Source organism: Streptomyces sp. GESEQ-35 (assembly GCF_017948485.1).
Taxonomy (GTDB): Bacteria; Actinomycetota; Actinomycetes; order Streptomycetales; family Streptomycetaceae; genus Streptomyces.
Window position 1 is genome coordinate 143,992 of sequence record NZ_JAFFSX010000026.1, and the last position, 26,072, is coordinate 170,063.

The 26,072-nt window shown below is 68.2% G+C and carries 28 protein-coding genes and 1 riboswitch; of the genes, 13 read left to right on the plus strand and 15 right to left on the minus strand.

Annotation, left to right across the window (positions count from 1 at the left end; genetic code table 11):
* Window positions 1–39 precede the first annotated feature (39 nt).
* Entirely contained in the window at window positions 40–1,866 is a 1,827-nt protein-coding gene (gene thiC / locus KCH87_RS37390; RefSeq protein ID WP_247197366.1) for a phosphomethylpyrimidine synthase ThiC, read from the minus strand.
* A riboswitch (TPP riboswitch) is annotated at window positions 1,859–2,036 on the minus strand. It overlaps the preceding gene by 8 nt.
* Before the next feature lie 71 nt (window positions 2,037–2,107).
* On the opposite strand from thiC, the gene KCH87_RS37395 reads away from it, so the two are divergent.
* A complete protein-coding gene (locus KCH87_RS37395; RefSeq protein WP_210592305.1) occupies window positions 2,108–3,670 on the plus strand; it encodes a YibE/F family protein in 1,563 nt (520 codons plus the stop codon).
* Window positions 3,671–3,822: 152 nt separating this feature from the next.
* Here the strand turns inward: KCH87_RS37395 and KCH87_RS37400 are convergent, their stop codons facing one another.
* The 4 genes from KCH87_RS37400 to KCH87_RS37415 form a co-directional block, all read right to left on the minus strand.
* Entirely contained in the window at window positions 3,823–4,260 is a 438-nt protein-coding gene (locus KCH87_RS37400; protein WP_210592337.1) for an SsgA family sporulation/cell division regulator, read from the minus strand.
* Between the two features lie 99 nt (window positions 4,261–4,359).
* Window positions 4,360–5,094: a helix-turn-helix domain-containing protein gene (locus KCH87_RS37405; protein ID WP_308299008.1), complete on the minus strand. Its 735-nt coding sequence runs from the start codon at window positions 5,092–5,094 to the stop codon at window positions 4,360–4,362.
* A gap of 361 nt (window positions 5,095–5,455) precedes the next feature.
* Window positions 5,456–5,668, minus strand: a complete 213-nt coding sequence (locus KCH87_RS37410) for a DUF5326 family protein (RefSeq protein ID WP_210592306.1) — start codon at window positions 5,666–5,668, stop codon at window positions 5,456–5,458.
* 178 nt (window positions 5,669–5,846) lie between these two features.
* Window positions 5,847–6,164 carry a cupin domain-containing protein gene (locus KCH87_RS37415; RefSeq protein ID WP_210592307.1) on the minus strand — a complete coding sequence of 106 codons (318 nt, stop codon included), beginning with the start codon at window positions 6,162–6,164 and terminating at the stop codon, window positions 5,847–5,849.
* 60 nt (window positions 6,165–6,224) lie between these two features.
* Between KCH87_RS37415 and KCH87_RS37420 the strand changes: the two genes are divergently transcribed.
* The 5 genes from KCH87_RS37420 to KCH87_RS37440 all read left to right on the plus strand — a co-directional run bounded on the left by KCH87_RS37420 (window position 6,225) and on the right by KCH87_RS37440 (window position 10,013).
* The gene (locus tag KCH87_RS37420; RefSeq protein WP_210592308.1) at window positions 6,225–6,605 is read left to right on the plus strand and encodes a phage holin family protein; all 381 of its coding nucleotides are present in this window, start codon (window positions 6,225–6,227) and stop codon (window positions 6,603–6,605) included.
* An 8-nt stretch (window positions 6,606–6,613) separates the two neighbouring features.
* Window positions 6,614–7,156, plus strand: a complete 543-nt coding sequence (locus KCH87_RS37425; protein WP_210592309.1) for a low molecular weight protein-tyrosine-phosphatase — start codon at window positions 6,614–6,616, stop codon at window positions 7,154–7,156.
* Window positions 7,153–8,307 (plus strand): cystathionine gamma-lyase, encoded by a 1,155-nt coding sequence (locus KCH87_RS37430; protein ID WP_210592310.1) that lies wholly within the window; start codon window positions 7,153–7,155, stop codon window positions 8,305–8,307. Before KCH87_RS37425 ends, KCH87_RS37430 begins: the two co-directional genes overlap by 4 nt.
* A gap of 229 nt (window positions 8,308–8,536) precedes the next feature.
* Window positions 8,537–9,442 carry a LysR family transcriptional regulator gene (locus tag KCH87_RS37435; protein ID WP_210592311.1) on the plus strand — a complete coding sequence of 302 codons (906 nt, stop codon included), beginning with the start codon at window positions 8,537–8,539 and terminating at the stop codon, window positions 9,440–9,442.
* Between the two features lie 88 nt (window positions 9,443–9,530).
* On the plus strand, window positions 9,531–10,013 hold the full coding sequence (locus KCH87_RS37440) for an NUDIX domain-containing protein (RefSeq protein ID WP_210592312.1): 483 nt from the start codon (window positions 9,531–9,533) through the stop codon (window positions 10,011–10,013).
* Between the two features lie 15 nt (window positions 10,014–10,028).
* On the opposite strand, the gene KCH87_RS37445 is transcribed toward KCH87_RS37440, so the two are convergent.
* Both KCH87_RS37445 and KCH87_RS37450 read right to left on the minus strand, forming a co-directional pair.
* Window positions 10,029–11,861, minus strand: a complete 1,833-nt coding sequence (locus KCH87_RS37445; protein ID WP_374199085.1) for a globin domain-containing protein — start codon at window positions 11,859–11,861, stop codon at window positions 10,029–10,031.
* A gap of 419 nt (window positions 11,862–12,280) precedes the next feature.
* Window positions 12,281–12,913, minus strand: coding sequence for an HAD family phosphatase (locus KCH87_RS37450; protein WP_210592314.1), 633 nt, complete (start codon window positions 12,911–12,913; stop codon window positions 12,281–12,283).
* Between the two features lie 219 nt (window positions 12,914–13,132).
* Here KCH87_RS37450 and KCH87_RS37455 point away from each other — a divergent pair, with 219 nt between their 5' ends.
* Complete coding sequence (locus KCH87_RS37455; RefSeq protein ID WP_210592315.1) at window positions 13,133–13,999, plus strand: GNAT family N-acetyltransferase; 867 nt, start codon at window positions 13,133–13,135, stop codon at window positions 13,997–13,999.
* 64 nt (window positions 14,000–14,063) lie between these two features.
* Here the strand turns inward: KCH87_RS37455 and KCH87_RS37460 are convergent, their stop codons facing one another.
* The gene (locus tag KCH87_RS37460) at window positions 14,064–15,272 is read right to left on the minus strand and encodes an MFS transporter (RefSeq protein ID WP_210592316.1); all 1,209 of its coding nucleotides are present in this window, start codon (window positions 15,270–15,272) and stop codon (window positions 14,064–14,066) included.
* Between the two features lie 141 nt (window positions 15,273–15,413).
* Between KCH87_RS37460 and KCH87_RS37465 the strand changes: the two genes are divergently transcribed.
* Both KCH87_RS37465 and KCH87_RS37470 read left to right on the plus strand, forming a co-directional pair.
* Window positions 15,414–15,872, plus strand: coding sequence for a MarR family winged helix-turn-helix transcriptional regulator (locus KCH87_RS37465; RefSeq protein ID WP_210573531.1), 459 nt, complete (start codon window positions 15,414–15,416; stop codon window positions 15,870–15,872).
* Window positions 15,873–15,881: 9 nt separating this feature from the next.
* Window positions 15,882–16,334, plus strand: a complete 453-nt coding sequence (locus tag KCH87_RS37470; RefSeq protein ID WP_210592317.1) for a GNAT family N-acetyltransferase — start codon at window positions 15,882–15,884, stop codon at window positions 16,332–16,334.
* A gap of 60 nt (window positions 16,335–16,394) precedes the next feature.
* On the opposite strand, the gene KCH87_RS37475 is transcribed toward KCH87_RS37470, so the two are convergent.
* Window positions 16,395–17,780, minus strand: coding sequence for a serine hydrolase (locus KCH87_RS37475; protein WP_210592318.1), 1,386 nt, complete (start codon window positions 17,778–17,780; stop codon window positions 16,395–16,397).
* Between the two features lie 246 nt (window positions 17,781–18,026).
* Between KCH87_RS37475 and KCH87_RS37480 the strand changes: the two genes are divergently transcribed.
* Complete coding sequence (locus tag KCH87_RS37480) at window positions 18,027–18,788, plus strand: PIG-L deacetylase family protein (protein WP_210592319.1); 762 nt, start codon at window positions 18,027–18,029, stop codon at window positions 18,786–18,788.
* A gap of 49 nt (window positions 18,789–18,837) precedes the next feature.
* On the opposite strand, the gene KCH87_RS37485 is transcribed toward KCH87_RS37480, so the two are convergent.
* Both KCH87_RS37485 and dnaB read right to left on the minus strand, forming a co-directional pair.
* Window positions 18,838–19,146 carry a nitroreductase/quinone reductase family protein gene (locus tag KCH87_RS37485; RefSeq protein WP_210592320.1) on the minus strand — a complete coding sequence of 103 codons (309 nt, stop codon included), beginning with the start codon at window positions 19,144–19,146 and terminating at the stop codon, window positions 18,838–18,840.
* 173 nt (window positions 19,147–19,319) lie between these two features.
* The gene (dnaB, locus tag KCH87_RS37490) at window positions 19,320–20,792 is read right to left on the minus strand and encodes a replicative DNA helicase (RefSeq protein WP_210592321.1); all 1,473 of its coding nucleotides are present in this window, start codon (window positions 20,790–20,792) and stop codon (window positions 19,320–19,322) included.
* 460 nt (window positions 20,793–21,252) lie between these two features.
* Between dnaB and KCH87_RS37495 the strand changes: the two genes are divergently transcribed.
* Complete coding sequence (locus KCH87_RS37495; RefSeq protein ID WP_210592322.1) at window positions 21,253–22,590, plus strand: MATE family efflux transporter; 1,338 nt, start codon at window positions 21,253–21,255, stop codon at window positions 22,588–22,590.
* A gap of 177 nt (window positions 22,591–22,767) precedes the next feature.
* Here the strand turns inward: KCH87_RS37495 and rplI are convergent, their stop codons facing one another.
* From rplI to rpsF, 4 genes are all read right to left on the minus strand, one after another.
* On the minus strand, window positions 22,768–23,214 hold the full coding sequence (gene rplI, locus KCH87_RS37500; RefSeq protein WP_210592323.1) for a 50S ribosomal protein L9: 447 nt from the start codon (window positions 23,212–23,214) through the stop codon (window positions 22,768–22,770).
* 18 nt (window positions 23,215–23,232) lie between these two features.
* Window positions 23,233–23,469 (minus strand): 30S ribosomal protein S18, encoded by a 237-nt coding sequence (gene rpsR, locus KCH87_RS37505; protein WP_003949403.1) that lies wholly within the window; start codon window positions 23,467–23,469, stop codon window positions 23,233–23,235.
* Window positions 23,470–23,540: 71 nt separating this feature from the next.
* Window positions 23,541–24,161 (minus strand): single-stranded DNA-binding protein, encoded by a 621-nt coding sequence (locus KCH87_RS37510; RefSeq protein ID WP_210592324.1) that lies wholly within the window; start codon window positions 24,159–24,161, stop codon window positions 23,541–23,543.
* 76 nt (window positions 24,162–24,237) lie between these two features.
* The gene (gene rpsF / locus KCH87_RS37515) at window positions 24,238–24,528 is read right to left on the minus strand and encodes a 30S ribosomal protein S6 (protein ID WP_006604399.1); all 291 of its coding nucleotides are present in this window, start codon (window positions 24,526–24,528) and stop codon (window positions 24,238–24,240) included.
* Between the two features lie 277 nt (window positions 24,529–24,805).
* On the opposite strand from rpsF, the gene KCH87_RS37520 reads away from it, so the two are divergent.
* Both KCH87_RS37520 and KCH87_RS37525 read left to right on the plus strand, forming a co-directional pair.
* Window positions 24,806–25,120 (plus strand): hypothetical protein, encoded by a 315-nt coding sequence (locus KCH87_RS37520; RefSeq protein ID WP_210592325.1) that lies wholly within the window; start codon window positions 24,806–24,808, stop codon window positions 25,118–25,120.
* A gap of 165 nt (window positions 25,121–25,285) precedes the next feature.
* On the plus strand, window positions 25,286–26,072 hold a 787-nt coding region (locus KCH87_RS37525), incomplete at its 3' end, for a peptidoglycan bridge formation glycyltransferase FemA/FemB family protein (protein WP_210592326.1).

Below are 26,072 nucleotides of genomic sequence, written 5' to 3' on the forward strand. Positions count from 1 at the left end.
AAGACACCCGGCCTCCGGAACAGCGCCAATCTACGGACCTCAGTCCGCCAGCGGCAGGTACACCCGGTTCCCGCTCGCCGCGAACTCCTTCGACTTCTGGAGCATCCCCTCAGCGACCTCCTCAGCCGTCGCCCCCGCAGCCGCCGTACCACCGAACTGCGCTGTGATGCTTTGGCTGATCTTCATCGAGCAGAACTTCGGCCCACACATCGAGCAGAAGTGAGCGGTCTTGGCGGGCTCGGCGGGCAGCGTCTCGTCGTGGAACTCACGAGCCGTGTCCGGGTCGAGGGCGAGGTTGAACTGGTCCTCCCACCGGAACTCGAAGCGTGCGTCGGACAGCGCGTCGTCCCACTCCTGCGCACCTGGGTGCCCCTTGGCGAGGTCGGCTGCGTGGGCGGCGATCTTGTAGGTGATGACGCCGGTCTTGACGTCGTCACGGTTGGGCAGGCCCAAGTGCTCCTTGGGCGTGACATAGCAGAGCATGGCCGTGCCCCACCAGGCGATCATCGCGGCACCGATGCCGGAGGTGATGTGGTCGTACGCCGGCGCGACGTCCGTCGTCAGCGGGCCGAGCGTATAGAACGGAGCTTCATCGCAGATCTCCTGCTGAAGGTCGATGTTCTCCTTGATCTTGTGCATCGGGACATGGCCCGGGCCCTCGATCATGGTCTGTACGTGGAAACGCTTGGCGATCGTGTTGAGTTCCCCGAGCGTGCGCAACTCCGCGAACTGCGCCTCGTCGTTGGCGTCGGCGATCGAGCCCGGCCTGAGGCCGTCGCCCAGCGAGTATGTGACGTCGTAGGCGGCGAGGATCTCGCAGAGTTCCTCGAAGTTCTCGTAGAGGAACGACTCCTTGTGGTGCGCCAGGCACCAGGCCGCCATGATCGAGCCGCCGCGCGAGACGATGCCGGTCTTGCGGTTCGCCGTCAGCGGTACGTACGGCAGACGCACGCCCGCGTGGACCGTCATGTAGTCCACGCCCTGCTCGGCCTGCTCGATGACCGTGTCCTTGTAGATCTCCCAGGTCAGTTCCTCGGCCCTGCCGTCGACCTTCTCCAGTGCCTGGTAGAGGGGGACCGTGCCGATGGGAACGGGGGAGTTGCGCAGCACCCACTCGCGGGTGGTGTGGATGTTGCGTCCGGTGGACAGGTCCATGACCGTGTCGGCGCCCCAGCGGGTCGCCCAGGTCATCTTCTCGACTTCCTCCTCGATGGAGGAGGTCACCGCGGAGTTGCCGATGTTGGCGTTGACCTTCACCAGGAACCGCTTACCGATGATCATCGGCTCGATCTCCGGGTGGTTGACGTTCGCGGGCAGCACGGCGCGGCCCGCCGCGATCTCCTCGCGGACCACCTCGGGCGAAACGTTCTCCCGGACGGCCACGAACTCCATCTCGGGCGTGATCTCGCCGCGGCGCGCGTACGCGAGCTGCGTGACCGCCTTGCCGTCCCGGCTGCGGCGCGGCTGGCGCGGCCGCCCGGGGAAGACCGCGTCGAGGTTGCGCAGGCCGCCACGCGGCGAGGTGTGCTTGATCCCGTCGTCCTCGGGGCGGACCGGACGGCCCGCGTACTCCTCGGTGTCGCCGCGGGAGATGATCCAGTTCTCCCGCAGCGGGATCAGTCCTCGGCGGACGTCTGTGTCGACGAGCGGATCGGTGTACGGGCCGGAGGTGTCGTACAGCGTGACCGACTGCCCGTTGGTGAGATGCACCTGCCGGACCGGCACGCGCAGATCGGGGCGTGAGCCCGCGATGAACGCCTTGTGCCAGCCGATGGACTTCCCGGCCTCCCCGTCGGTCTGGGTATGCGACGAAATGTCCGTCGCGTTCTCCGTGGAGGCAGGCGTGCGTGCGTCCTTGATGGTCATGAGACCTACTCCCTACGCCGGCATTACCCGGTAACAGGTTCGGCGGTCGACGCAGCCATTTCCGTCTGTCGACGTTTCATGGGGAACATCACGTGTTCCACGTGAAACATCGCGTAGACGAAGGTCAGCGCCCTCTCAGCCCGGTGCTCCGAGCTCCCGCGTGTACAAAGGTGCCCCCACGCTAGCGTCAATTCGGGCGCGCTGAACAGTGGGCCCCTCTCGTTCTTGCGATGATCGGTCGGTGACCACGACACGTCAGTCCCCGTACCCACCGCCCGAGCCGCCCCGCGGTCCCGGCTCCGGAAGCGGCCCCGCAAACGGCAACAGCCGTGTAAACGGGCCTGGTTCCGGCGGCGGTCGCGAGGCTGGGCCCGGAACCAGATCCGGAGGCCGGCACGAGCACGGGCCCGTCTCCGGCGGCGGGCCCGACCAGGGCTCGGGTGCCGGTGGCGGCCCCGGTAACGGCGGCGGGGACGGACACGGGTCCGGCGGCGGTGGCGGGCACGGACACTCGCACAGTCACGGTCCCGCGGCGCCCGTCTCCAAGCATCTGCGCAAGATCATCGCGGCGATCCTCATCCCGTTCGCCGCGGCGGTCGTCGTCGGGCTCGTGGTGCTGTGGCCGGGCGGTGCCCCGCCGCACGAGCGCACCGGGGTCGGATTCGACCGCCAGACCCAGCAGGCCACGGTCACCAAGGTGGTCGAGGTCAGCTGCAAGGACGTCAACGCCTCGGGGGAAACCCCGACCGGCGACACCTCCACCGCGGAGGGTTCCTCGGCGCAGCAACAGGCGAACGGCACCTGCAAGAAGGCGACGATCCGGGTCGACACGGGCAACGACAAGGGCCGTACGTTCACCGAGATCGTGCAGCCGGACCAGTCCCGGCAGCTGGACGAGGGCGAGAAGGTCGTGGTCGCCTACGAACCCTCCGCGCCGAAGGATCTCCAGTACTCGGTGACCGACGTCAACCGCCGCGTCCCGATGATGGTGCTCGCCGGCATCTTCGCGCTCGCCGTCGTGGTCGTCGGACGCCTGCGGGGTGTCATGGCGCTGGTCGCGCTGGCCATCAGTTTCATGGTGCTGAACTTCTTCATCCTGCCCGCCATCCTGCAGGGCTCGAACCCGCTGGTCGTGGCGGTGATCGGGTCGAGTGCCATCATGCTGGCAGCCCTGTACCTGTGCCACGGCCTGTCCGCCAGAACCTCGGTGGCCGTACTCGGCACCCTCATCTCGCTGTTTCTGATCGGCATCCTCGGCTCGGTGTTCATCGACTGGGCCTCGCTCACCGGCAACACGGACGACAACACCGGACTGATCCACGGCCTGTACCCGTCGATCGACATGAGTGGTCTGCTGCTCGCCGGCATCATCATCGGTTCGCTCGGTGTTCTCGACGACGTGACGGTCACGCAGACGTCGGCGGTCTGGGAGCTGCACGAGGCCAACCCGGCGATGGGCTGGCGCGGGCTGTACCGCGCGGGTATCCGCATCGGCCGCGACCACATCGCGTCGGTCGTCAACACACTCGTCCTCGCGTATGCGGGCGCCGCCCTGCCGCTGCTGCTGCTCTTCTCGATCGCCCAGAGCAGCGTCGGTACCGTCGCCAACAGTGAACTGGTGGCAGAGGAGATCGTGCGCACACTGGTGGGCTCGATCGGCCTGGTCGCGTCCGTGCCGGTCACGACGGCGCTCGCGGCTCTGATGGTCTCAGCCGATCGCCCGGGAGGGGAGCGGGGGGCTATGGCCGACGCGGCACCTACGGCTCCGGTACGCGGCGGGAGGGGGCGGCGGCGCAAGCGGTGAGGGGGGCGAGCAGCGCGGCCAGGTCACGCCGCTCGCCCCTCAGCAGCACACGCTCCCCGCCCCGCCCCGCAGAAGCGTTCCTGCGCGGCTCCACAACCCCGTCGAACCGTTGCATCGCCACCGCCACCGCCATCGCACCACAGCCACTCCCGTCAGCCCGCGCTCTGCTCCTCCGCGAGGATGCGGTCCAGCGCCTCGTCGAGGTGGGAGTCGAAGTCGGCGAGGGCGCCCTCCTGGCCCAGCGGCACCAGCTTGTCGGTACGGTCGAGAAAAGCCACGAGCGGCGCCGCCGAAGAACGGAACACGGCCTGGTCGCTCCCCACCTGAAGCCGGATCAGAACGTCACCAAGTGTGTCGAGTTCGGCGGGCGAGACCCGGACGTCCCCCTCTCCGCACGGCCGGCCCACCCCGTCGATCAGCAGCTCCCGCCCGAACGCCCAGGTCACCGGGGCGTCGCCCGGCAGATGAAACGTCAGCCGCACGGCATAGGGATCACCGGTCTCATAGCGCAACTCCACCGGGATGCGGAAGGAGAGCTCCTCGGACACGAGAAAGCTCATCATGACTTCTGCCTGTACGGACTCGCGCATCGCCTGTCCCGTCATTTGCCGTCGTCTGGCCGGGAATAAACCCCTTGGCACTGAAGGCATCTTGCTGAACGTACACGACAGATCACAAGGAGTGAGTTTTCAGATGCTGATAGAGATCGCGAGTGACCCCAGCAGACGCCCGACCTCGCCCTGCAACTGCCGCACCGCGGGCAGCAGCCGATCGGCTTGATGGACGGGCAGGGAAATGGCCATGGTCGCCGCCGTGGTGCCCACGGTGAGCGGAATCGCCGCACACACGGTGCCGAGCGCGTACTCCTGCCGCTCTGTCACCGGTTGCATCCGCTGCGTCCGTTCCAGGCGCCGCAGCAGCACGTGGTCGTCGCGCACGGTGTACGGGGTGATGGACTGCACGGGGTAGCGATCGAGGTGGTCACGGCGGGCCTCCTCGTCGAGTTGGGACAGCAGGCACTGGCCGATGGCGTGCGCATGGCCGGTCTCGCGAAAGTCGGCCCATTCCTCGACCGCCGGATTGCCCGGGCTGTCGGAGACGCACATGACCTCGATCTCGCCGTCCTGGTACATCGCGTAGTACACGGGTACGCCGATGGCGTCGCGCCACTTCGCGAGCGTGTCGACCACCGTGCTGCGACGTTTCTGCCCGGCGCCGCTGCTGCTCAGCCGCTCAGCTGCTTCCCCCAGGAAGAACAGCCCTTTGTCGCGGCGCAGATAGCCCTCGTGCACGAGGGTGCGCAGCAGGTGGTACGCCGTGGGCAGCGCGAGGCCGGTCTCACGGGCCAACTGCTTGGCGGGAGCGCCGTGCGCATGCCCGGCGACCGATTCCAGGAGGCGCATGGCGCGCTGGACGGATCCGATGAGCGTCGCGGAGTGCGACTGTTCGTCGGGGGCCGGTGTCTGCCGGGACTGCCGCTCCCGGGAGCCACGTTGCTCCGGGGCTCTGATGCGGGTTCCCGGAGCCAGGACGGCTGCGGGGGGTGCGTGGGGGTCTGCGGGTGCGGTGTCTGCCGTGGCCAAGGGGCACTCCCGATGCGCGAGGGGGCAGCCCGTGTGGGGGGAACACGGGAGCGGGTGTACGCCGCTCGCGGGGGTCGTACACCCCGCGTCGAATTCCGGACTTTAACCGTCTGCCACCGCTCACAGTCGGCCCGTACGGAAAACTTCCCTCGCCCGAGGGAACCGGTGATTCCTGTTACCGCTCACCGGCTCCCCGCTGTGCTCACCAGTCGCTGCGTGAGGACGAACTCGAGGTGAACTTCCGTACGACGTAGATGAGTCCACCGACCAGTGCCACGAAGACCAGCAGCTTGAACAGCAGCCCGATGACGAAGCCGACGACGCTGGCTATCAGCCCGCCGAAGACGACCAGGGCGATGACAGGCACCGCGATCCACTTCACCCACCACGGCATTCCCGTGAAGATCTCTCGCATCGCCCTTGTCCTTACTTCTCCGCCCGTTGCTGTGCCGGGTCCGTCGATGTCCGGCCCTGTCGGCGCCGGATCCTTCTGATGTCCTGCACTCGATGCTAGAGCCGCGAGGGGCCGCCGCGGGGGCCTCGCGCCCCTTGTCCTCCCCTGATCGATCCCCTAGGGAATCCCGGGTGGCAGGTCACCTCTCGGGCGGAGAGAACACCACCAGGACCCGCAGGTCCTCGCTGATGTGGTGGAACTTGTGGGCGACCCCGGCCGGAACGTACACCACGCTGCCACGCGCCACCTGTGTGGTCTCCATGCCGACCGTGATCGCGGCGCGGCCGCTCACAACGAAGTAGACCTCGTCCTGATTGTGCGGCTTCTGTGGATCATGCTCGCCCGCATCGAGCGCGTACAGGCCGACCGACATGTTCCGCTCCCGCAGAAACTGCAGGTAAGCGCCCTCGTTGGCGGCGCGCTCCGCCTCCAGTTCATCCAGCCGGAATGCCTTCATTGCCTTCGTCCGCCCTTGTCCCACTGCTCGTAACCGATCTCGTCTGCCACGATCAGACACATGAAGAATTTCGTAGTCAAGACGATCGCCAATGCGGGCGCCCTGGCGGTCGCCGTATGGCTGCTCGACAAGATCACCCTGACCGGTGACAGCACGGGCAAGAAGATATGGACGCTCATCCTCGTCGCCCTGGTCTTCGGCCTGGTGAACTTCCTGGTCAAGCCCATCCTGACGCTCCTGAGCCTGCCCCTCCTCATCCTGACGCTCGGCCTGTTCACCCTGGTGGTCAACGCGCTGATGCTGCTGCTCACCTCCTGGTTCGCCGACAAGCTCGATCTGAGCTTCCACGTCGACGGCTTCTGGACCGCGGTCCTGGGCGGCCTGATCATCTCGGTCGTGTCCTGGGCGCTCAACATGGTCCTGCCCGACGGCAAGGACTGAGTACGGCCATGGCCTACCGCGTCTGCTTCGTCTGCACCGGCAACATCTGCCGCTCCCCGATGGCCGAGGCCGTGTTCCACGCGCGCGTGGCGGAGGCCGGGCTCGGCGAGCTCGTCGAGGTGGACAGCGCGGGCACGGGCGGCTGGCACGAGGGCGACGGTGCCGACCCGCGCACCGTCGCCGTCCTCGAGGAGCACGGCTACGACAGCGACCACACGGCGCGGCAGTTCCAGGCGTCCTGGTTCTCCCGCCTCGACCTCGTCGTCGCCCTGGACACGGGCCATCTCAAGACCCTGCGCCGCCTCGCGACCACCGAGGAGGACGCGGAGAAGGTACGGCTGCTGCGCTCGTACGCCCGCCCGTCACCCGACCACCACCCCTCGACGAGTGCTTCGCACACCCCTTCTGAATCCGCTCGCGACGACCTCGATGTCCCGGACCCCTACTACGGGGGGATCGACGGCTTCGAGGAGTGCCTTGAGATGGTGGAAGCGGCGAGCGCCGGTCTGCTCGCCGCGATTCGTGAGCACGTGGAAGGACAGACGGCATGAACGATTCCGCATCGGACGGGGCTCGTCCGGGCGCCGGCGAGGGCACGCGCGCGGTTCGGGCCGGGCTGCCCGAGCCGGTCAGGCACGAGCCGACGCTGCCCGGTCCCGTGTTCGCCGCCCACTACCACCTGCCGGGCGACCCCACGGGCCCGTACACGTACGGTCGCGACGACAACCCGACCTGGACGCATCTGGAGCGCGCGATCGGCGAGTTGGAGGCCCCGGGACAGGACGGCGTCGAGACGCTGGTCTTCGCCTCCGGCATGGCCGCCATCTCGTCCGTCATCTTCTCCCAGCTGCGCTCCGGGGACACGGTCGTCCTGCCCAGCGACGGCTACCAGGTGCTGCCGCTGGTGCGCGCGCAGCTGGAGTCGTACGGCATCGAGGTGCGCACCGCGCCGACCGGCGGCGACGCCCAGCTGGGCATCCTCGACGGCGCGAAACTGCTGTGGATCGAGACCCCGTCGAACCCCGGGCTCGACGTGTGCGACATCCGGCGGCTCGTCGAGGCGGCACACGCGCGTGGCGCCCTGGTCGCCGTCGACAACACGCTCGCCACGCCGCTCGGGCAACGCCCGCTGGAGCTGGGTGCCGACTTCTCCGTGGCGAGCGGCACCAAGCAGCTCACCGGGCACGGAGACGTCCTGCTGGGCTACGTCGTCGGCCGCGGCGCCGAGGCCATGGCGGACGTCCGCCGCTGGCGCAAGATCGTCGGGGCGATTCCGGGGCCCATGGAGGCCTGGCTCGCACACCGTTCCATCGCAACGCTCCAGCTGCGGGTGGACCGGCAGAACGCCACCGCCATGGCGGTCGCAGAGGCGCTGCGCGACTGGCCCGAGGAGCTCGGGGTGCGCTACCCGGGACTGACGACCGACCCCTCGAACAAGATCGCCTCGCAGCAGATGCGCCGCTACGGGAGCATCGTCTCCTTCACGCTGCCCACGCGCGCGCGTGCCGACCGCTTTCTCGAGGCGCTGCGGCTTGTCGACGACGCGACGAGTTTCGGCGGGGTGCGGTCCACGGCCGAGCGCCGCGGACGCTGGGGTGGGGATGCGGTGCCGGAGGGCTTCATCCGCCTCTCCGTCGGCGCCGAGGACCCCGAGGACCTGGTGGCCGATGTGCGCCGTGCGCTCGACGAGTCGGCGCACTGACGGCTTCTCACCGTCCCGGACGGTGTGCGGCTACACACAACGGACGGTCCGAGCCTCCCCCCCTCGTGGCTCGGACCGTCCTCGGTTCTGCGCGCGAAGAACCGCGCGACCAAGGCTAGTTGACTCTGTGTCAGTGTCCAATCACAGTAGCGACAGCGACCTATCGACTTATTTATAGTTGGGCGCGACCGGGGGGTCAGGGGAATGCAAAGAAGGGGAGGGGTGCGCCATGGATCTGGCCTTGCTGCGCACCTTTGTGACCGTGCACAGGGCCGGCTCCTTCACTCGCGCCGCCGCGCTGCTCGGTCTGTCGCAGCCGGCCGTCACCTCCCAGATCCGCACCCTGGAGCGGCAGCTGGGGCGCCCCCTGTTCCTGCGACAGGCCCGCGGTGTGACACCGACGACCATCGGCGACGAACTCGCGCACAAGGCCGCACCGCATCTCGACGCGCTGGTCGAGATCACCGAGACCGGCCTCGACGAAGACTCTTCCGTGCGCACCCTGCATCTCGCGGGGCCCCCTGAGTTCACCGCCGAGCGGGCGCTGCCCGTGCTCACCGAACTGACCGGCGAGGACGGCCAGGGCTTCGCGCTGCGCGCCTCCTTCGGGAACGCCGAGGAGACCTTGGAGGGGCTAGCCGCAGGGCATCACGATCTGGCCATCAGTACGGCCCGTCCGCGCGGTGCCCTGCTCACGGCGACTGCGCTCTGCGACGAAGAGCACGTCCTGGTTGCCGCCCCGCGCTGGGTTGAGCAGATCGGCTCCGGGAAGGTGCGCCGCACAGGGGCACCCGTACTGGAGAACCTTCCTGTCGTCGAGGTACACGAGTCACTGCCGTTCGTCTCCCGCTACTGGGCGTCTGTTTTCGATTCCCGCCCCGCGGCTTCCGGCGCCGTCGTCGTTCCTGACCTGCGTGCGGTGCTCGCCTGCGCGTCCGCGGGCGCCGGGCTCGCGGTGCTGCCTCGCTATCTCTGTGCGCCCGCCCTGGAGCGCGGGGAGGTCGTTGCCCTGCACGAGCCCGCGGTGCCCCCGCTGCGGACGTACTTCCTCGTGGTGCGTACCGGCACGCTGGCGATGCCGCATATTGCGCGGGCTCATGAGTGGCTGCAACGGGCGGCCACCGAATGGTGTTGAGCCGCCGGCCAACAGGCAGCACGCACTGAACCCGCGCGAAGCCGCGCCGCAATGTTTCACGTGGAACATGGCGGGCCACATTTCTCCCATGACCGTCCGACCCGTGGTCAAGCGCACCGCCCGTGCCGTTCTTCTGGACGGTGACGACCTGATCCTCATCAAACGCACCAAACCCGGCATCGATCCCTACTGGATCACCCCCGGTGGCGGGGTGGAGCCGGATGATTCGACCGTCGTCGATGCCCTGCACCGTGAGGTCTACGAGGAACTCGGCGCCAAGATCATCGATGTGGTGCCCTGCTTCGTGGACACCGTCGAGCACATCGGCGAGGACGCCGGCACGACCGGAGTGAAGGTGCAGCACTTCTTCGTCTGCCACCTGGAGTCCATGGACACGGCCCTGCGCCACGGGCCCGAGGTGGACGAGCCCGCGGGCGACTACGAGATCGTACGGGTGCCGTTCACACGAGTGGGCATCGCCTCCGTACACCTCGTCCCGCTGTCGCTGCGGCACTACCTCGACGGGAACATCGAGGGCGTACTCGCGATGCACGCCCCGGACCTGGGCTGATACCGCGCCGAGGAGTCAGTCTCCGGTGGCGACGAGTTCCTCCACCGAGTCGTGCCGTATGCGCTCCGACGGGATACCGACGTCCCTCAGGGCGTCCACTCCGCTGCGGATCATTCCGGGTGGACCCGAGAGATAGGCGTCGTACTCGATCCAGGGCCCGTACTCGCGTACGGCGTCGGGGAGCTGGAGGTGCGCCTGTTGGTCGACGATCGCGCGGACCGAGAGCCAGGGGTGGGACTGCTGGAGCCTGAGCATGGTGTCGATGTCGTACAGGTCATGGCCGGTGCGGGCGCCGTAGAAGACCTCGACGGGGCGCCGCTCGCCATGCTCGGCGACGTCCTCGACGAGCGCCTTGATGGGCGCTATCCCCGTGCCGCCGCCCAGACAGAGCAGCCCGCTGGTGGTGGTGTGGTCCACCGTCATCGAACCGGCGGGCGGGCCGAGCCGGACGATGTCGCCGGGCCGGGCGCGGTGCACCAGGGCGTTGGAGACCCAGCCGGCGGGAACGGCCTTCACATGGAACGACAGCAGGCCGTCGGAGCGAGGTGCCGAGGCGAAGGAGTAGTGCCTCCATATTCGCGGCCACCACGGTGTCTCCAGGCTCGCGTACTGCCCCGCGAGGAACGGATAGGGCTGGTCCGGGCGGACGGTGATCACGGCCACGTCCGGCGTCCTGAGATCGTGCGACACGACCTCCGCGTACCACCAGGCCGGGGCACGCAGCTCGTCCACGGCAGCCGCGTCGATCATCACCTGCGAGATCGTCGTGTACGCCCGGACCCAGGCCGCCTCCGTCTCCGCGTCCCAGATGGGTTCGGCGTATCGGCTCAATGCGCCGATGAGGCACTCGCCGACGGCCGGGTAGTGCTCGGCGCGGGTGCCGTACTTGCGGTGGCCGCGGCCGAGGTTCTGAAGGTACTCGACGAGGACCGGGGTGTTGTCGATGTGCTCGGCCGCGGTCAGCAGCGCCTTGAGCAGCCGGTCCCGCTGGGTGTCCATCGCGGCCGGGAACAGCGACCGCAAGTCGGGATGGCGTACGAAGAGCAACGCGTAGAAGTACGAGGTGACTTTGTCGGCCACCGGGCCGACCTCGGCCATGGTCCGGCGGATGAGGACGGCGTCCGGCGACGCGTCGCCCTCGGACTGGCCTGACCGCTGGACGGGCACGTGCTGCTCCGCCGCGGGCGGCGGGGCGACCGGGGCGGGGGCGGGAGGCGCTGCTGTGTGCTCCCGTGCGGCGAAACCGGCGTTCGGGGTGGGGCGGGTGTCACCGACGCCCGTTGCGGGTCGTCGGTCGGTGACGACCGATGCCGGGGCTCCGGCCGGGAAGGCCTGCGGCGGCGTGGGACTTGACGGGCTGCCAGCCGGGGCGGTGAGCGGTACGGCGGGGCCTGTCGGGTGGCCCGCCGGGGAGGGCTCTGGAGCGGCAACTACTGGGCCGCTGGCCGGGAATGAGGGCGCCGGAGCAGGGCCTGCCGAGCCACCGGCCGGGAATTGAGGCGCCGGAGCAGGGTCTGCCGAGCCACCGGCCGGGAATTGAGGCGCCGGAGTGGGGCCTGCCGTGACATCAGCGGGCGTTGGGGCAGCCGGTGCGGGGTCGTGCGCCTGTGGCTCCGCATCGGTGGCCGTCGCGGGCCCGCTCACCGACTCAGTGGCGGACGCGGGCCCGCTCATCGGCTCCGTGGCGGACGCGGAGCTGCCCCTCGGCCGCATTCCGGCCAAGCGGCTGCCTTCCGCCACGTCCTGCTCGCCGCCCGGAGTCGTCGGCGGCTGCTTGCGCGGCGTGAACCAGCCGCCCCCGCCGCCGGAAGTGCCGTTGTCGGCCGACGTGGTGGTCGGAGCGTCCATGGTGTGCCTCGCCTCGAGCATCTTTCGGTCGGTCTGCGCACTTCCCCAGTCGGAAGGTGCCTGCTTTCCCCCGCAGACGGTTTGCTGTCCCGTTCGGTGCCGCGGCCAATGCGGCCACATTCAACCCGTATTCGTGCTCCGTACGGACAAGTAAGGCGAGAGTGTGACATTGGCCGCAGTACTGTCCTCGCAGCGTCCCACTCCGCATGGAGGTCTCAGCCGCATAACCCGGAATGCGGGTCTTTGATCTCTCCGTCCCGTTAGGCTGCATTGCCCTGCTCTCGATCCGGACGGGGTGCTGGACACCTCGCCCCACCGGAAGCGAACCGGAGTCGACCATACCGGCCGCCGCCCCGATCACAAGTCCCCCCTTGCTCCCCCACGAATAGGGCGGGAGGGCGAACCAGCAATTCCCTCAATTACCGGGCGGGTCGCACCAATTCATAGGCTTCCCATAGATCTCTCCCCTTGTAGGAATGCGTCGCGAGACCCGAGAGACGCCGGTCAGCGTTGACCGCGACGGAGACCGGCACCACGCCGAACAGATCCGTGTCCGACGACGAGTCGCCATAGGCGATGCAGTCGGCCCGGGTCACTCCGAACTCCTGACACAGCATGTCGGCGATTTTGACCTTGGCCGCACTGCTGAGCACTCCGGCGGGGTCCACTGGCTCGGTGAACGGGAGCGCAGGAAAGCGGGATCCGTACGCCGCGTGCGCGCCCCAGGTGGTGAGGCGTTCGACGAAGAACGACGGCGAGAGTGAGACAACGGCGCAGTAGTCACCTTGCGCTGTGATCTCCGCCCACACATCGCGGATTCGCGTCAGCCATGGCGCCCCCTCGAAGGCGGCGGACACATGCGCTTCGGTGAGATCCGCCCACAGCGCGTGCACCCTCGTCGCATACTCGGGCGGCCCGATCCGCCCCGCCGAGATCGCCTGCTCCAGCAGCACCGTCTCGGCCTCAAGTCCGAGCTGCCGTGAGATCTCCATGGGTGCGGAGGTGCCATGGAGCAATGTGCCGTCCAGGTCGAAGAGATGAAGGCTCGCCATGGACCTTGAGGCTAGTGGGACGCATCGGCGGCATCCGGCACGAGGCCGTCCGGAAAGGCGGGGTCTGAGCGCCCGACGCCCTCCGTTCGCCCATGTTTCACGTGAAACATCCGGCACCCGTCGCGCCGCTTTGCCGACGACTGTGACATGGCCAAAAGGTCGTACAACTCCCTGGAAACAAGTGGACGCCGAGGGTACGCGTCGGACAGCCTGACCTGCGTGCCGACTCCTTCCCTCGCCGCTCTGCCCATCCGCCGTCTGACGCTTCGCGATCTCACCGCCTGCGCAGACTTGTCCGAGGACCGGGGGTGGCCCCGTGAGGAGCACAAGTGGAGCTTCCTCCTCACTGCCGGGAAGGGCTACGGCATCGACGACCCCGACGGGGGGCTCGTGAGCGCCTGCACCGTCACGGAGTACGGCCCCCGGGAACGCCCCGAACTCGGCGCCATCGGCATGGTCCTGGTCGCCGAGCGGTACGCCGGCCAGGGCATCGGCCGCCGGTTCATGCGTCACATCGTGTCCGACCTGGGCACCACGCCGCTGACACTGCACGCGACACCGAATGGCCGCCCTCTGTACGAGGAAATCGGCTTCAAGGTCACCGGCTGGGCCGAGATGCTGCGCGGGCACTTCACTCCTGGCGGTCGCAAGCCCGGGGTCACCACCCGCTCCGCCACCGCCAAGGACCTCACGGCGATCCTCCGGCTCGACGAGGAGGTGTTCGGCGCGGATCGCACGCACATCGTCACGCGCCTGCCCGCCTTCGCCGACCGACTGCGCGTCGCCGAGGACAACGGCCGAATCGTCGGGTACGCGGCCGCCTGGCCCAACATGGACACGCACGTCGTAGGCCCGATGATCGCTCATGACACGGAAACCGCCAAGGCGCTGATCGCCTCGCTGGCCGCCCACACCGACCGCCCGCTGCGCACGGACATCGACGTGCGTCACGAAGAGCTGCTGGCGTGGGCGAAGAAGCGGGGTCTGGCCTCCGTCGCCTTCAACACAGTCATGACATACGGCATCTCGGAACTGCCCGGCGACTGGACCCGGCGGTTCGCCCCGCTCACGGTCGCCGCCGGCTGAGACCCCCGACACGCCGACACCGGTCCCCGTGCATCCACGGGGACCGGTGCAGCGCCGAGGCAGATCAGTGGTGTACGGCGGTCTGCCGCTCGGCAGGCACAGCACCGGCCACGACGGCGCTGGGCGCACTCTCGCGGCGCTCCAGGGCCGCCGAGACGAAGGCCAGGACCAGGGCCGCCGCAGCCAGAAGGGCGCCGACCCAGTTGGGGGCGGTGTAGCCGAGGCCACCCGCGATGACGAGGCCGCCGAGCCAGGCGGACAACGCGTTGCCGAGGTTGAAGGCACCGATGTTCACAGCCGAGGCCAGGGTCGGGGCGCCGTGCGCCTGGTCGAGCACACGCTTCTGCAGGGGCGGGACGGTGGCGAAGCCCAGGGCGCCGATGAGGGCGATCGAGACGGCCGCGAGGATCTTGTTGTGCGCGGTGAACGTGAACAGCGCGAGGACGACCGCCAGGGCGCCCAGGGAGACGTACAGCATGGGCATCAGGGCCCGGTCGGCGTACTTGCCGCCGACGAGGTTGCCGCCCACCATGCCGAGGCCGAAGAGGACCAGCAGCCAGGTGACGGAGCCGTCGGCGAAGCCTGCGACATGGGTCATCATCGGCGCGATGTAGGTGATGGCCGCGAAGACACCGCCGAAGCCGAGGACGGTCATCGCCATGGCGAGCAGGACCTGCGCGTTCTTGAAGGCGGCCAGTTCATGGCGCAGGTGCACGCCCTCCGCCTTGGGCAGGTCGGGGACGAGCTTGGCGATGCCGGCCAGGCCGACGACGCCGAGAGCGGCGACGATGCCGAAGGTGACGCGCCAGCCGACGGACTGTCCGACCAGCGTGCCCAGCGGGACGCCGACGACATTGGCGACGGTGAGCCCGGTGAACATCATCGCGATGGCTCCGGCCTTCTTGTCCGGGGCGACCAGCTCGGCCGCGACGACCGAGCCGATGCCGAAGAAGGCGCCGTGGGCGAGTGAGGCGACCACACGACCGGCCAGCATGACGCCGAAGGCGGGGGCGAGGGCGGAGAGCAGGTTGCCCACGATGAACAGGCCCATCAGCAGCATCAGCATCCGCTTGCGGGAGACCTTGGTGCCGAGCACGGTCATCAGCGGTGCGCCGAACATGACGCCGAGCGCGTAGCCCGTCACCAAGAAGCCGGCCGTGGGGATCGAGACCCCGAAATCGCCCGCCACCTCGGGCAGCAGGCCCATGATCACGAACTCGGTCGTTCCGATTCCGAAGGCCCCGATCGCTAGGGCCAGAAGCGCGAGAGGCATGGGGGGACACCTTCCCAGACGATTGCAGGAGCGCTTTGCATACGCCTACAATAATTGCACACGCCTGATATTTGCAACAGCGGGCTATTGCGAGCCTGGTCTATCCTGGTGTCAGCCGCTCCGAGACGGAGGAACACGCCAATGACAGCGACGGACCCCGCGCTCACCGCACTCGCTCAGGGCTGGTGCGCGCTCTCCCTGCTCCACGGGAGGATCGAGGCCCACATCGAACGAGCCCTACAGGCCAAGCACGACCTGAGCGTGCGCGAGTACTCCCTGCTCGATGTCCTCAGCCGCCAGCACGACGGAGACGGAGGCCATCTACAGATGAAGCAGGTCGCCGACGCCGTCGTGCTCAGCCAGAGCGCCACCACGCGGCTGGTCACACGGCTCGAGGACCGCGGCCTGCTCACCCGCTACCTGTGCCCCACCGACCGCCGAGGCATCTACACGAACGTCACCGAGGCAGGCCTCAAGCTGCTGGCAGAGGCGCGGCCCACCAATGACGCCGCGCTGCGCGAGGCGCTCGACGAAGCGGCGAGGAACCCCGAGCTGGCCCCGCTGGTACGCGTCGTGGAGTCGCTCAACGTGCCCGCGTAGGGTGCGGGCATGGGAGATCTTGAGATACGTCCCGCCACCGGGGACGACGTTCCCGCGATCGTGGCCATGCTCGCCGACGACCCCTTGGGCGCCCAGCGCGAGTCGTCGGACGACCTGACGCCGTATCTGGCGGCTCTGGAGCGCCTCAGCGGCGATCCGAACCAGCATCTGGTCGTGGCCGTAAGGGATGGGCGGATCGTCGGGACCCTGCAGCTCACGATCATCCCTGGGCTGTCGCGCAAGGGGGCGACCCGCTCGATCATCGAGGCGGTACGCATCCTCACGGACGAGCGCGGCAGCGGTCTGGGCACACAGCTCATCGAGTGGGCGGTCGACGAATCCCGGCACCTGGGCTGCCAGTTGGTCCAGTTGACGTCCGACGCCTCCCGGACCGACGCCCATCGCTTCTATGAGCGACTGGGCTTCGAGGCCTCGCATGTGGGATTCAAGCTCTCGCTGTGACGGAGGGTCCTGTTTCACGTGAAACAGGACCTCCTCGTGTCGTACGCACCGCCCGACGGGCTACCGGATACCGCGCCAGCCCTCCGGATCGACCCCGCCCGGCACAGAAGCCGTCTCGTCGTACGGCTGACGCGTGAACACGAACGACCCGAGGTCCAGGTGGTCCACGGTCCCGTCCGGGCGCGGTACGGCCCGTAGAAGCTCTCCGGCGTAGTAGCCCTCCAGGCCGGTCCAGGTGCCGTCCCCGTTCGACCGGAAGCGCGAGCGGCGGCCATTGCCGGACAACGGCTCCAGTGAGACGCCCTCTCCGGCTGTGAGCCGCAGCGCGAAAGCGTGCGTCCCCCAGTACCACTGGCCCGCCAACTCCAGTGCGGACGCGTCGACTTCGGTCACAGGACGCCACGCTTCGGGGATGCGCGGCTCGGCTTCGGCGACGATGCCCACGAGGTCGCCGGCGACGTCGGCCAGCAGCGGGCCGGAGGTGCAGTTGGCCAGGACGACGGCCGCCACATCATCCGCCACGCTGAGCCTGAGGCACGCGAGGAAGCCCGGCAGCGATCCCGAGTGACCGACGAGGGTCCGCCCGTTCCGATGACTCATCTCCATACCCAGGCAGTACGTATAGCCGCTCGCCACGTCCGCCGCCTCGACCGCTGCCGCCGGCGTCCGCATCTCCCGTACCGTTTCCGCACTCAGCACCCGGTCGTCGCCCTTGGCCAGGAACACGGCAAATCGCGCCAAGTCAGCTGTCGTCGACCAGAGTTGACCGGCGGGAGCCATCCGCCCCAGGTCCTCGGCCGGCTCGGGCAACATCACATCGGCCCAGGGATGCACGGCCCAGCCGCCCGCATGCGGCGCCTGGGGTTGAGCGCTCGTACGGTTCAGGCCCAGAGGTTCGAGCACTTCACGCCGTAGTACGTCCTCCCAGGCAGCGCCCCTCAGCTTCTCGACGAGCGCCCCCAGCATCGTGTAGCCGGGGTTGGAGTAGTGGAAGCGGCGGCCGACCGGGTGCACGAAGGGCTGCTTGCCGAGCACATCTGCCAGCTCGGGGCGCAGGGTCCCCGGCGTTCGCTCCCACCACGGCGCGGGCGACTCGGCCGCCAACCCGCTGGTGTGCGCGAGGAGATCGGCGATGGTGGCCTCCCCCGCGCCGGTGCCCGGCAGATGCTTCTCCAGCGGGTCACCGAGGTCGAGCACTCCCTCGTCACGCAGCCTCAGCACGAGAACAGCCGTGAAGGTCTTGGTGATCGAGCCGATCCTGTACTGCACGTTCTCGTCGGGCGCATGCCCGTCCACCGAGGTCCGGGCACCGTGCCACAAGGCCCGGCCGTCCCGCACCACCGCGGCGACCAGCGACGGGGCACGTCCTTCGGCCTGGGCGATCGCGATCCGGTGCAGCAGCGCCCGGCGCGTGCCGGGAAGCAACTCTTCCTGAGATGTGGTCATGCCCCCAGTCCATCCGGCGGCACGGCACACGTCGAGCGCATTTCCACGTGCCCACCCGACGGCATGCGGGTCTCACCGCGCACGACATGTCGACCTTGTTCGGCCTGCGGGCGTCTGGCTGTCTCACGGGTTGCCACCCAAGATCAGTCTCACATTCATGGCACTTCTACGGCGGCAACCGGGATACCGGTCCGCAGCCCGAGTATTCGGCGGACGGCGGGCCCTGAACGCGGAAGGATGGCCGACATGACATTGCCTGCCCTCCCCGAGGAGTCCTTTCGGCGCGTTCTCTGCGTCGTCGCGCACCCGGACGACATGGAGTACGGCACGTCCGCGGCCGTCGCCCGCTGGACCACGCGCGGCATCGAGGTCGGCTATCTCCTGCTCACCCGCGGCGAGGCCGGCATGCCGAACCCTCCCGAGGAGACGGCACGCCTGCGCGTCGCCGAGCAGCAGGCCGCCTGCGCCGTCGTCGGCGTCCAGCACCTGACCATCCTCGAACATCCGGACGGCGTGCTCGTCTACGGCCTCGACCTGCGCCGGGACATCTGCCGGGAGATCCGCCGATTCAAGCCCGACACCGTGCTCAGCAGCGGTTACGCGATCGAGACGCCCTATGGCTTCGACCAGGCCGACCACCGCGCGGCCGGGCTCGCGACCCTCGATGCGGTGCGCGACGCGGGCAACCGGTGGGTCTTCCCGGAGCAGGTCGACGATGAGGAGCTCGAACCGCACTCCGTGCGCTGGCTCATCGTCCCCGGACTCGCCGACTTCGGCGCGACCCACGGCGTCGAGGTCACGGGTGAGCCGCTGCGCCGCGGCGTCGCCTCGCTCAAGGCGCACGCCGCGTACCTGGCCGCGCTCCCGGACCACCCCGCCCCCGAGGACTTCATCCCGAAGTTCACCGCGATGAGCGGCAAGGCCATGGACGTCGAGCACGCCGTCCTGTTCCGCGCCCACGACCTGCAAGCACCACCGGAGCTCTTCACCGAAGCCGTGCAGGACTGACTCGGGGCAACCCGGTGACGATTTGCCCGTCAGGATCCTTGAGTCAGGGTCAGTCCTGCGGAGTGAGCAGGACGATCGGGATTTCGCGGTCGGTCTGCTGTGCGTACTCGTCGTACAGCGGGAAGATCCGCGCCATCTGGAGCCAGAAGGGCTCACGTTCGGCCGGGGACGCGACCCGGGCCCGAGCGGTGAACCGACGGCCGCCGACCTGCACCCCTACGCTCGGGTCCGCCCGGAGGTTCTTGAACCACTCCGGATCTTCGTCGGTGCCACCCGAGGCCAGATACGCACGAGTCTGCTCAGCGACCCAGTCCCATTGCGAGTCGGTGGCGTGGTCAAGGTCATCAGCAACAGCCATGACGGACGGTCCTTTCTGGAACGGAAGTCCGATGACACGGCCCGTCGTGGCCGCTCGTGCCCCTGGGACGGAGCTGGCGCAGTGTTCTCGACACAGCAGTCCCTGTGATCGCAGTCACGGCCCTGCCGGGCGCGGCAGGGCGTAGGGATGGACCATCAGCAGGTACTCGTCGATCAGGTCTGCGCCATGTCCACGAAACGCGAGTAGTGCCCCTGGAAGGCGACCGTGATCGTCGCCGTCGGGCCGTTACGGTGCTTGGCCACGATCAGGTCGGCCTCGCCCGCGCGCGGTGACTCCTTCTCGTAGGCGTCCTCGCGGTGCAGCAGGATGACCATGTCGGCGTCCTGCTCGATGGAGCCGGATTCACGCAGGTCGGAGACCATCGGCTTCTTGTCGGTGCGCTGCTCGGGACCACGGTTCAGCTGCGAGAGCGCGATGACCGGGAGCTCCAGCTCCTTGGCCAGCAGCTTGAGGTTACGGGACATGTCCGAGACCTCCTGCTGACGGCTCTCGGCTCGCTTGGAGCCGCCGGACTGCATCAGCTGGAGGTAGTCGATGACGACCAGCTTGAGGTCGTTGCGCTGCTTCAGCCGGCGGCACTTGGCGCGGATCTCCATCATCGACAGGTTCGGGGAGTCGTCGATGTAGAGCGGGGCGGCGGAGACGTCCGGCATCCGTCGGGCCAGTCGTGTCCAGTCCTCGTCGGTCATCGTGCCGGACCGCATGTGGTGCAGGGCGACACGGGCCTCGGCGGACAGCAGGCGCATCGCGATCTCGTTGCGCCCCATTTCGAGGGAGAAGATGACACTCGGCAGGTTGTTCTTGATCGACGCGGCGCGAGCGAAGTCCAGCGCGAGTGTGGACTTACCCATGGCGGGTCGCGCGGCGATGACGATCATCTGGCCCGGGTGCAGGCCGTTGGTCAGCGAGTCGAAGTCGGTGAACCCCGTGGGCACACCGGTCATCTCGCCGCTGCGCGAACCGATCGCCTCGATCTCGTCGAGCGCGCCCTCCATGATGTCGCCGAGCGGCAGGTAGTCCTCGCTGGTGCGCTGCTCGGTGACCGCGTAGATCTCGGCCTGCGCACGGTTGACGATCTCGTCGACGTCGTCGTCGGCCGCGTATCCCATCTGGGTGATGCGGGTGCCCGCCTCGACCAGGCGGCGCAGGACGGCCCGCTCGTGCACGATCTCGGCGTAGTACTCGGCGTTCGCCGCCGTCGGCACCGTCTGTACGAGCCCGTGGAGATAGGACGCGCCACCGACCTTGTTGATCTCGCCGCGCTTGGTGAGCTCGGCGGCGATCGTGATCGGGTCGGCCGGCTCTCCCTTGGCGTAGACGTCGAGGACCGCCTGGAAGATCGTTTCGTGCGCGGGCTTGTAGAAGTCGTTGCCCTTGAGGATTTCGACGACATCGGCGATGGCGTCCTTGGACAGGAGCATGCCGCCGAGGACGGACTGCTCGGCGTCGAGGTCCTGCGGCGGTACGCGCTCGAAAGACGTGCCCCCGCCTTCCCAGGCGCCGCCCTCCCGGCCCCGGTCGTGCTGCTCGCCGCGGCCTCCGTCGCCGCGTCGGCGCGAGGCGGGCAGACGATCACCTGGACCGCTGTCGGCCCACGGGTCGTCCAAGGGCTCGGAAATACTCACCGAGCCACCTCCTCCCGTCCGCCGAGCGGACCCTCGCCGTGCCCCTCTGTTCTACGGCACGGCACTGACAAATAAGAGGCCCAACTCCGGTTCTGACGCGTCGGTTTTGTGAGGCTTTCCAGGCCGACGGACGGAGCGGGCGCCGGACCACCGTAGGCCCGTCGGCACCGTCAGCCAATCTGGTTATCCACAGGCCATGTGGACGACTGCCCGGATGCTGTGGAGAACTCCGTAAAACCTGTGCACGACCCGGTGGACAGGCCTGTGAACAAGCCGCCAATTCTCCGGCGATGCCCGCCTTGACCTGCACTTTTCCCATCCACCGGCTGTGCAGAAGAAAAACTTTCCCAGTCGGGCCAAGATCACTTCGAACTGTGTACGGGAGTGCACAGGCCGAGACGGTAAGTAAGGGGCGTACTGCCTTTGCATCTCTTACCTGTGGACGATTACATTGATGCTCATGACACAGGCTCCAGCGACCTCCCGGGCCGCCCGACGACAGCACGATCGAGAGATCGTCGCACTGGCCGTCCCGGCCTTCGGCGCACTCGTCGCCGAGCCCCTCTTCGTCATGGCCGACAGTGCGATCGTCGGCCATCTCGGCACGGCACAACTCGCCGGACTCGGGGTTGCCTCGGCCCTCCTCATGACAGCCGTCAGCATCTTCGTCTTCCTCGCCTACGCCACCACGGCGGCCGTTGCCCGACGCGTCGGCGCCGGCGACCTCCAGGCCGCCATCCGCCAGGGCATTGACGGTATCTGGCTGGCGCTCCTCCTCGGTGCGTCGGTCGTGGCCGTCGTCCTGCCCACGGCACCAACCCTCGTGGACCTCTTCGGCGCCTCGCACACAGCAGCTCCGTATGCGACCACCTATCTAAGGATCTCGGCGCTCGGCATACCGGCCATGCTCGTCGTGCTCGCCGCGACGGGTGTCCTACGCGGACTACAGGACACCAAGACGCCTCTCTACGTCGCCATCGCGGGCTTCGTCGCCAACGGCGTCCTGAACGTGGGTCTCGTCTACGGAGCCGACCTCGGCATCGCCGGCTCCGCCTGGGGCACCGTCATCGCCCAGTTCGGCATGGCCGCGGCCTACCTCGTAGTAGTCGTCCGGGGGGCCCGCAGACACGGCGCTTCGCTGCGCCCCGACGCCCCCGGGATCCGGGCCTCCGCGCACGCAGGCGTGCCCTTGCTGGTGCGCACGCTCTCTCTGCGCGCCGTCCTGATGATTGCCACGGGCGTTGCGGCCCGCCTCGGTGACGCCGACATCGCGGCGCACCAAATCATCCTGTCCCTCTGGAGTCTGCTCGCCTTCGCCATGGATGCCATTGCGATCGCCGGGCAGGCCATCATCGGGCGTTACCTGGGTGCCGGGGACACCGAGGGCGCCCGCGCCGCATGCCGACGCATGGTGGAGTGGGGTATCGCCACCGGGGTCGTACTGGGCCTGTTGGTAGTGGTCGCCCGCCCGCTCTTTCTGCCGCTGTTCACCAGCGACTCCGCAGTCAAGGACATCGCACTGCCCGCCTTGCTGATGGTGGCCCTCTCTCAGCCGATCTGCGGCATCGTGTTCGTCCTGGACGGCGTACTGATGGGCGCGGGCGACGGACCCTATCTCGCGCGGGCGATGGTGCTCACCCTTGCGGTCTTCACTCCTATCGCCCTTCTCGTCCCCGTACTCGGCGGAGGGCTCACCGCGCTCTGGGCCGCCATGACGCTGATGATGGCAATCCGGATGCTGACCTTGTGGCGGCGTACCCGCTCGGGCCGTTGGATCGTCACGGGCGCGACCCGCTGAGCGTTTCACGTGAAACGACGTAGTGACCGTTTCACGTGAAACACCGTGGGCCGCCATGTTTCACGTGAAACACGCGCCGTTCCACACTCTCCAGTCCACGACACCAGCGCAATGGACACGGCAAGGGGCCGCACCCAGTGGGTGCGGCCCCTCTTTCAGCTATGCCGAGCGCAGCGATCAGGCCGCGACAACCTCGATGCTGACCTTGGCGGCAACCTCGGGGTGCAGACGCACGGACGTCGCGTGGGCGCCCAGGGTCTTGATGGGCGCACCGAGCTCGATGCGGCGCTTGTCGACCTCGGGGCCACCGGAAGCCTTGATCGCGGAAGCGATGTCGGCCGGGGTGACGGAACCGAAGAGACGACCGGCGTCGCCGGAGCGGACGGCCAGGCGGACCTTGACACCCTCGAGCTGAGCCTTGATCTGGTTGGCCTGCTCGATGGTCTGGATCTCGTGGATCTTGCGAGCACGACGGATCTGCTCGACGTCCTTCTCGCCGCCCTTGGTCCAGCGGATCGCGAAGTTCCGCGGGATCAGGTAGTTGCGAGCGTAACCGTCCTTGACGTCGACGACGTCGCCCGCGGCACCGAGGCCGGAGACCTCGTGGGTGAGGATGATCTTCATTTGTCGGTCACCCTTCCCTTAGCGCGCGGTGGAGGTGTAGGGCAGCAGCGCCATCTCACGGCTGTTCTTCACGGCCGTGGCGACGTCACGCTGGTGCTGCGTGCAGTTGCCGGTCACGCGGCGGGCACGGATCTTGCCGCGGTCGGAAATGAACTTCCGCAGCATGTTCGTGTCCTTGTAGTCCACGTACGTGACCTTGTCCTTGCAGAAAGCGCAGACCTTTTTCTTAGGCTTGCGCACAGGCGGCTTCGCCATGGTGTTTCTCCTGTGTGATCAAGAAGTGTGGGTACGACCCGCCTTCGACCACGGGCATACAGCCCGAAGTACTAGAAGGGGGGCTCGTCCGAGTAGCCGCCGCCACCGCCGCCGGAGCCGCCGCCGGAGTTTCCACCCCAGCCACCGCCTCCGCCCTGCTGGCCACCGGCGGGAGCGCCGGTTGCCCACGGGTCCTCGGCGGGAGCACCGCCGCCGGCCTGCTGACCGCCGCCGGAGCCACCGCCCCAGCCGCCGCCACCCTGGCCGCCACCGCCGCCGCCACCCTGGCCACCGCCGAAGCCGCCACCGCCACCCTGGCCACCGCGGCCGGCGGTCTTGGTGACCTTGGCCGTGGCGCTGCGCAGGCTGGCACCGACTTCCTCGACGTCCAGCTCGTAGACCGTGCGCTTGACGCCCTCACGGTCCTCGTAGGACCGCTGCTTCAGCCGGCCCTGCACGATGACGCGCATGCCTCGCTGGAGCGACTCGGCGACGTTCTCCGCCGCCTGACGCCAGACCGAGCAGGTGAGGAAGAGGCTCTCGCCGTCCTTCCACTCGTTCGTCTGGCGGTCGAAGGTGCGGGGAGTGGACGCGACACGGAACTTCGCGACCGCCGCACCGGAAGGGGTGAAGCGCAGCTCGGGGTCGTCGACAAGATTGCCGACGACCGTGATGACGGTCTCGCCTGCCATGGGGGAACCTCTCGGCGGGTTTGCTGCTGGCTGCTTGTGCTGCTACTCGAATCCCGAGATCAGCTGAGCGGGAAGCTCAGTGGGTCTCGGGGCGGAGGACCTTGGTCCGGAGGACCGACTCGTTCAGGTTCATCTGGCGGTCGAGCTCCTTGACGACCGCAGGCTCGGCCTGCAGGTCGATGACCGAGTAGATGCCCTCGGGCTTCTTCTTGATCTCGTACGAGAGACGACGACGGCCCCAGGTGTCGACCTTCTCCACCTTTCCGTTGCCCTCACGGACGACGGAGAGGAAGTTCTCGATCAGCGGGGAGACAGCGCGCTCCTCGAGATCGGGGTCGAGGATGACCATCACTTCGTAGTGACGCATATGGAACCCACCTCCTTTGGACTCAGCGGCCACGGTCGTTCCGTGGCAGGAGGGTTGTGATGCGTTGCGCACCAGTGTTTGCCAGTAAATCAGCCGCCACTGACAATCGGCGGTTCCCCATGGGATTCCGACCCGTGACGAGGGCATACACCAGTGCAGACGCTACAGAGTACCCGCACTCCGGCTTCCGGTTGAAATCCGGCCGCCGGCAACGACACTCTGTACACATCGGGTGTGTATGGCGCTACGATGCGCCGTCTTCCGCAGGAGGTGCCCTATGGCACAAGCATTGCGACCCAACACCGTCGGAGGCCTGTTCGCGACGGACGGCAAACCCCACCCGCTCCAGGACACGCTTCTCGCGGTGACCCTGGTGCTGGGCATCGTCTCGTTCGTCACGGCGATGTTCCACAGCCTGCACCTGCTCAGCTCCTGGGCGGGCCTGGTGGGGATCGTCACCGGCGCCTACGGGCAGTGGATCTCGGAGACGACCCGCGAACGCTTCGGTCTGATCCTGGGCCTCGGCGCCGCGGCGATCGGCTTCTTCCTGGGCATGGCGCACGGCGGCCTCTTCGGTGGGGTCTTCGGCTGACGCCAAGGACACTGTCCCCAACACCGCGGCATGCCTCGGCGGCCAACAGGCCGGGGCGAAGCTTCCGTATGCCCAGTCGGGGCGCTCCCAAGGCGCAGTAGGCTTCGGCGCTAGAGCCGGAGCCCCTGTACCCATGGGGACGAACCAGCCCGAGGAGCACCCTGAATGAGCCTGACCCTGAGGACGATCAGTCGCGAGCAGCATCTGGCGTATATCCAGACCCTGCCGGCGGCGAGCCACATGCAGGTTCCGGCCTGGGCTGATGTCAAGGCGGAGTGGCGCTCCGAGAGCCTCGGATGGTTTGACGACCGGACTGGTGAGCTGGTCGGCGCAGGGCTCGTCCTCTACCGGCAACTGCCCAAGATCAAGCGCTACTTGGCCTATCTGCCCGAGGGCCCGGTCATCAACTGGTTCGCGCCGAATCTCACCGAGTGGCTGGAGCCGATGCTCGCGCACCTCAAGCAGCAGGGCGCCTTCTCCGTGAAGATGGGCCCGCCGGTGATCATCCGGCGCTGGGAGGCCGGCTCCATCAAGCAGGGTATTCAGAACCCGGATGTGAAGCGGCTGCGCGACATCGAGGCCGACTTCATCGAGCCGCGCGCTTTCGAGGTCGCCGACAAGCTCCGCCGTATGGGCTGGCAGCAGGGGGAGGACGGGGGCGCCGGCTTCGGCGACGTACAGCCCCGATACGTGTTTCAGGTACCGCTGGCCAACCGCTCCCTGGAAGACGTCCACAAGAACTTCAACCAGCTCTGGCGCCGCAACATCAAGAAGGCGGAGAAGGCCGGCGTCGAGGTCGTCCAGGGCGGCTACCACGACCTTGAGGAATGGCAGCGGCTGTACGAGATCACGGCTGTGCGCGACCACTTCCGGCCCCGCCCGTTGTCGTACTTCCAGCGCATGTGGACGGCCCTCAACACCGAGGACCCCAACCGTATGCGGCTGTACTTCG

What these genes read in the sequence shown, in the direction of transcription:
- KCH87_RS37480 (WP_210592319.1), top strand. Translation starts at nt 18,027, where the DNA reads ATGACATTGCCTGCCCTCCCCGAGGAGTCCTTTCGGCGCGTTCTCTGC.
- KCH87_RS37465 (WP_210573531.1), top strand. Translation starts at nt 15,414, where the DNA reads ATGACAGCGACGGACCCCGCGCTCACCGCACTCGCTCAGGGCTGGTGC.
- KCH87_RS37440 (WP_210592312.1), top strand. Translation starts at nt 9,531, where the DNA reads ATGACCGTCCGACCCGTGGTCAAGCGCACCGCCCGTGCCGTTCTTCTG.
- KCH87_RS37495 (WP_210592322.1), top strand. Translation starts at nt 21,253, where the DNA reads ATGACACAGGCTCCAGCGACCTCCCGGGCCGCCCGACGACAGCACGAT.
- KCH87_RS37520 (WP_210592325.1), top strand. Translation starts at nt 24,806, where the DNA reads ATGGCACAAGCATTGCGACCCAACACCGTCGGAGGCCTGTTCGCGACG.
- rpsF (WP_006604399.1), bottom strand. Translation starts at nt 24,528, where the DNA reads ATGCGTCACTACGAAGTGATGGTCATCCTCGACCCCGATCTCGAGGAG.
- thiC (WP_247197366.1), bottom strand. Translation starts at nt 1,866, where the DNA reads ATGACCATCAAGGACGCACGCACGCCTGCCTCCACGGAGAACGCGACG.
- KCH87_RS37485 (WP_210592320.1), bottom strand. Translation starts at nt 19,146, where the DNA reads ATGGCTGTTGCTGATGACCTTGACCACGCCACCGACTCGCAATGGGAC.
- KCH87_RS37445 (WP_374199085.1), bottom strand. Translation starts at nt 11,861, where the DNA reads ATGGACGCTCCGACCACCACGTCGGCCGACAACGGCACTTCCGGCGGC.
- KCH87_RS37460 (WP_210592316.1), bottom strand. Translation starts at nt 15,272, where the DNA reads ATGCCTCTCGCGCTTCTGGCCCTAGCGATCGGGGCCTTCGGAATCGGA.
- KCH87_RS37430 (WP_210592310.1), top strand. Translation starts at nt 7,153, where the DNA reads ATGAACGATTCCGCATCGGACGGGGCTCGTCCGGGCGCCGGCGAGGGC.
- KCH87_RS37420 (WP_210592308.1), top strand. Translation starts at nt 6,225, where the DNA reads ATGAAGAATTTCGTAGTCAAGACGATCGCCAATGCGGGCGCCCTGGCG.
- rpsR (WP_003949403.1), bottom strand. Translation starts at nt 23,469, where the DNA reads ATGGCGAAGCCGCCTGTGCGCAAGCCTAAGAAAAAGGTCTGCGCTTTC.
- KCH87_RS37410 (WP_210592306.1), bottom strand. Translation starts at nt 5,668, where the DNA reads ATGCGAGAGATCTTCACGGGAATGCCGTGGTGGGTGAAGTGGATCGCG.
- KCH87_RS37435 (WP_210592311.1), top strand. Translation starts at nt 8,537, where the DNA reads ATGGATCTGGCCTTGCTGCGCACCTTTGTGACCGTGCACAGGGCCGGC.
- KCH87_RS37470 (WP_210592317.1), top strand. Translation starts at nt 15,882, where the DNA reads ATGGGAGATCTTGAGATACGTCCCGCCACCGGGGACGACGTTCCCGCG.
- KCH87_RS37400 (WP_210592337.1), bottom strand. Translation starts at nt 4,260, where the DNA reads ATGCGCGAGTCCGTACAGGCAGAAGTCATGATGAGCTTTCTCGTGTCC.
- KCH87_RS37475 (WP_210592318.1), bottom strand. Translation starts at nt 17,780, where the DNA reads ATGACCACATCTCAGGAAGAGTTGCTTCCCGGCACGCGCCGGGCGCTG.
- KCH87_RS37510 (WP_210592324.1), bottom strand. Translation starts at nt 24,161, where the DNA reads ATGGCAGGCGAGACCGTCATCACGGTCGTCGGCAATCTTGTCGACGAC.
- KCH87_RS37415 (WP_210592307.1), bottom strand. Translation starts at nt 6,164, where the DNA reads ATGAAGGCATTCCGGCTGGATGAACTGGAGGCGGAGCGCGCCGCCAAC.
- rplI (WP_210592323.1), bottom strand. Translation starts at nt 23,214, where the DNA reads ATGAAGATCATCCTCACCCACGAGGTCTCCGGCCTCGGTGCCGCGGGC.
- KCH87_RS37450 (WP_210592314.1), bottom strand. Translation starts at nt 12,913, where the DNA reads ATGGCGAGCCTTCATCTCTTCGACCTGGACGGCACATTGCTCCATGGC.
- KCH87_RS37425 (WP_210592309.1), top strand. Translation starts at nt 6,614, where the DNA reads ATGGCCTACCGCGTCTGCTTCGTCTGCACCGGCAACATCTGCCGCTCC.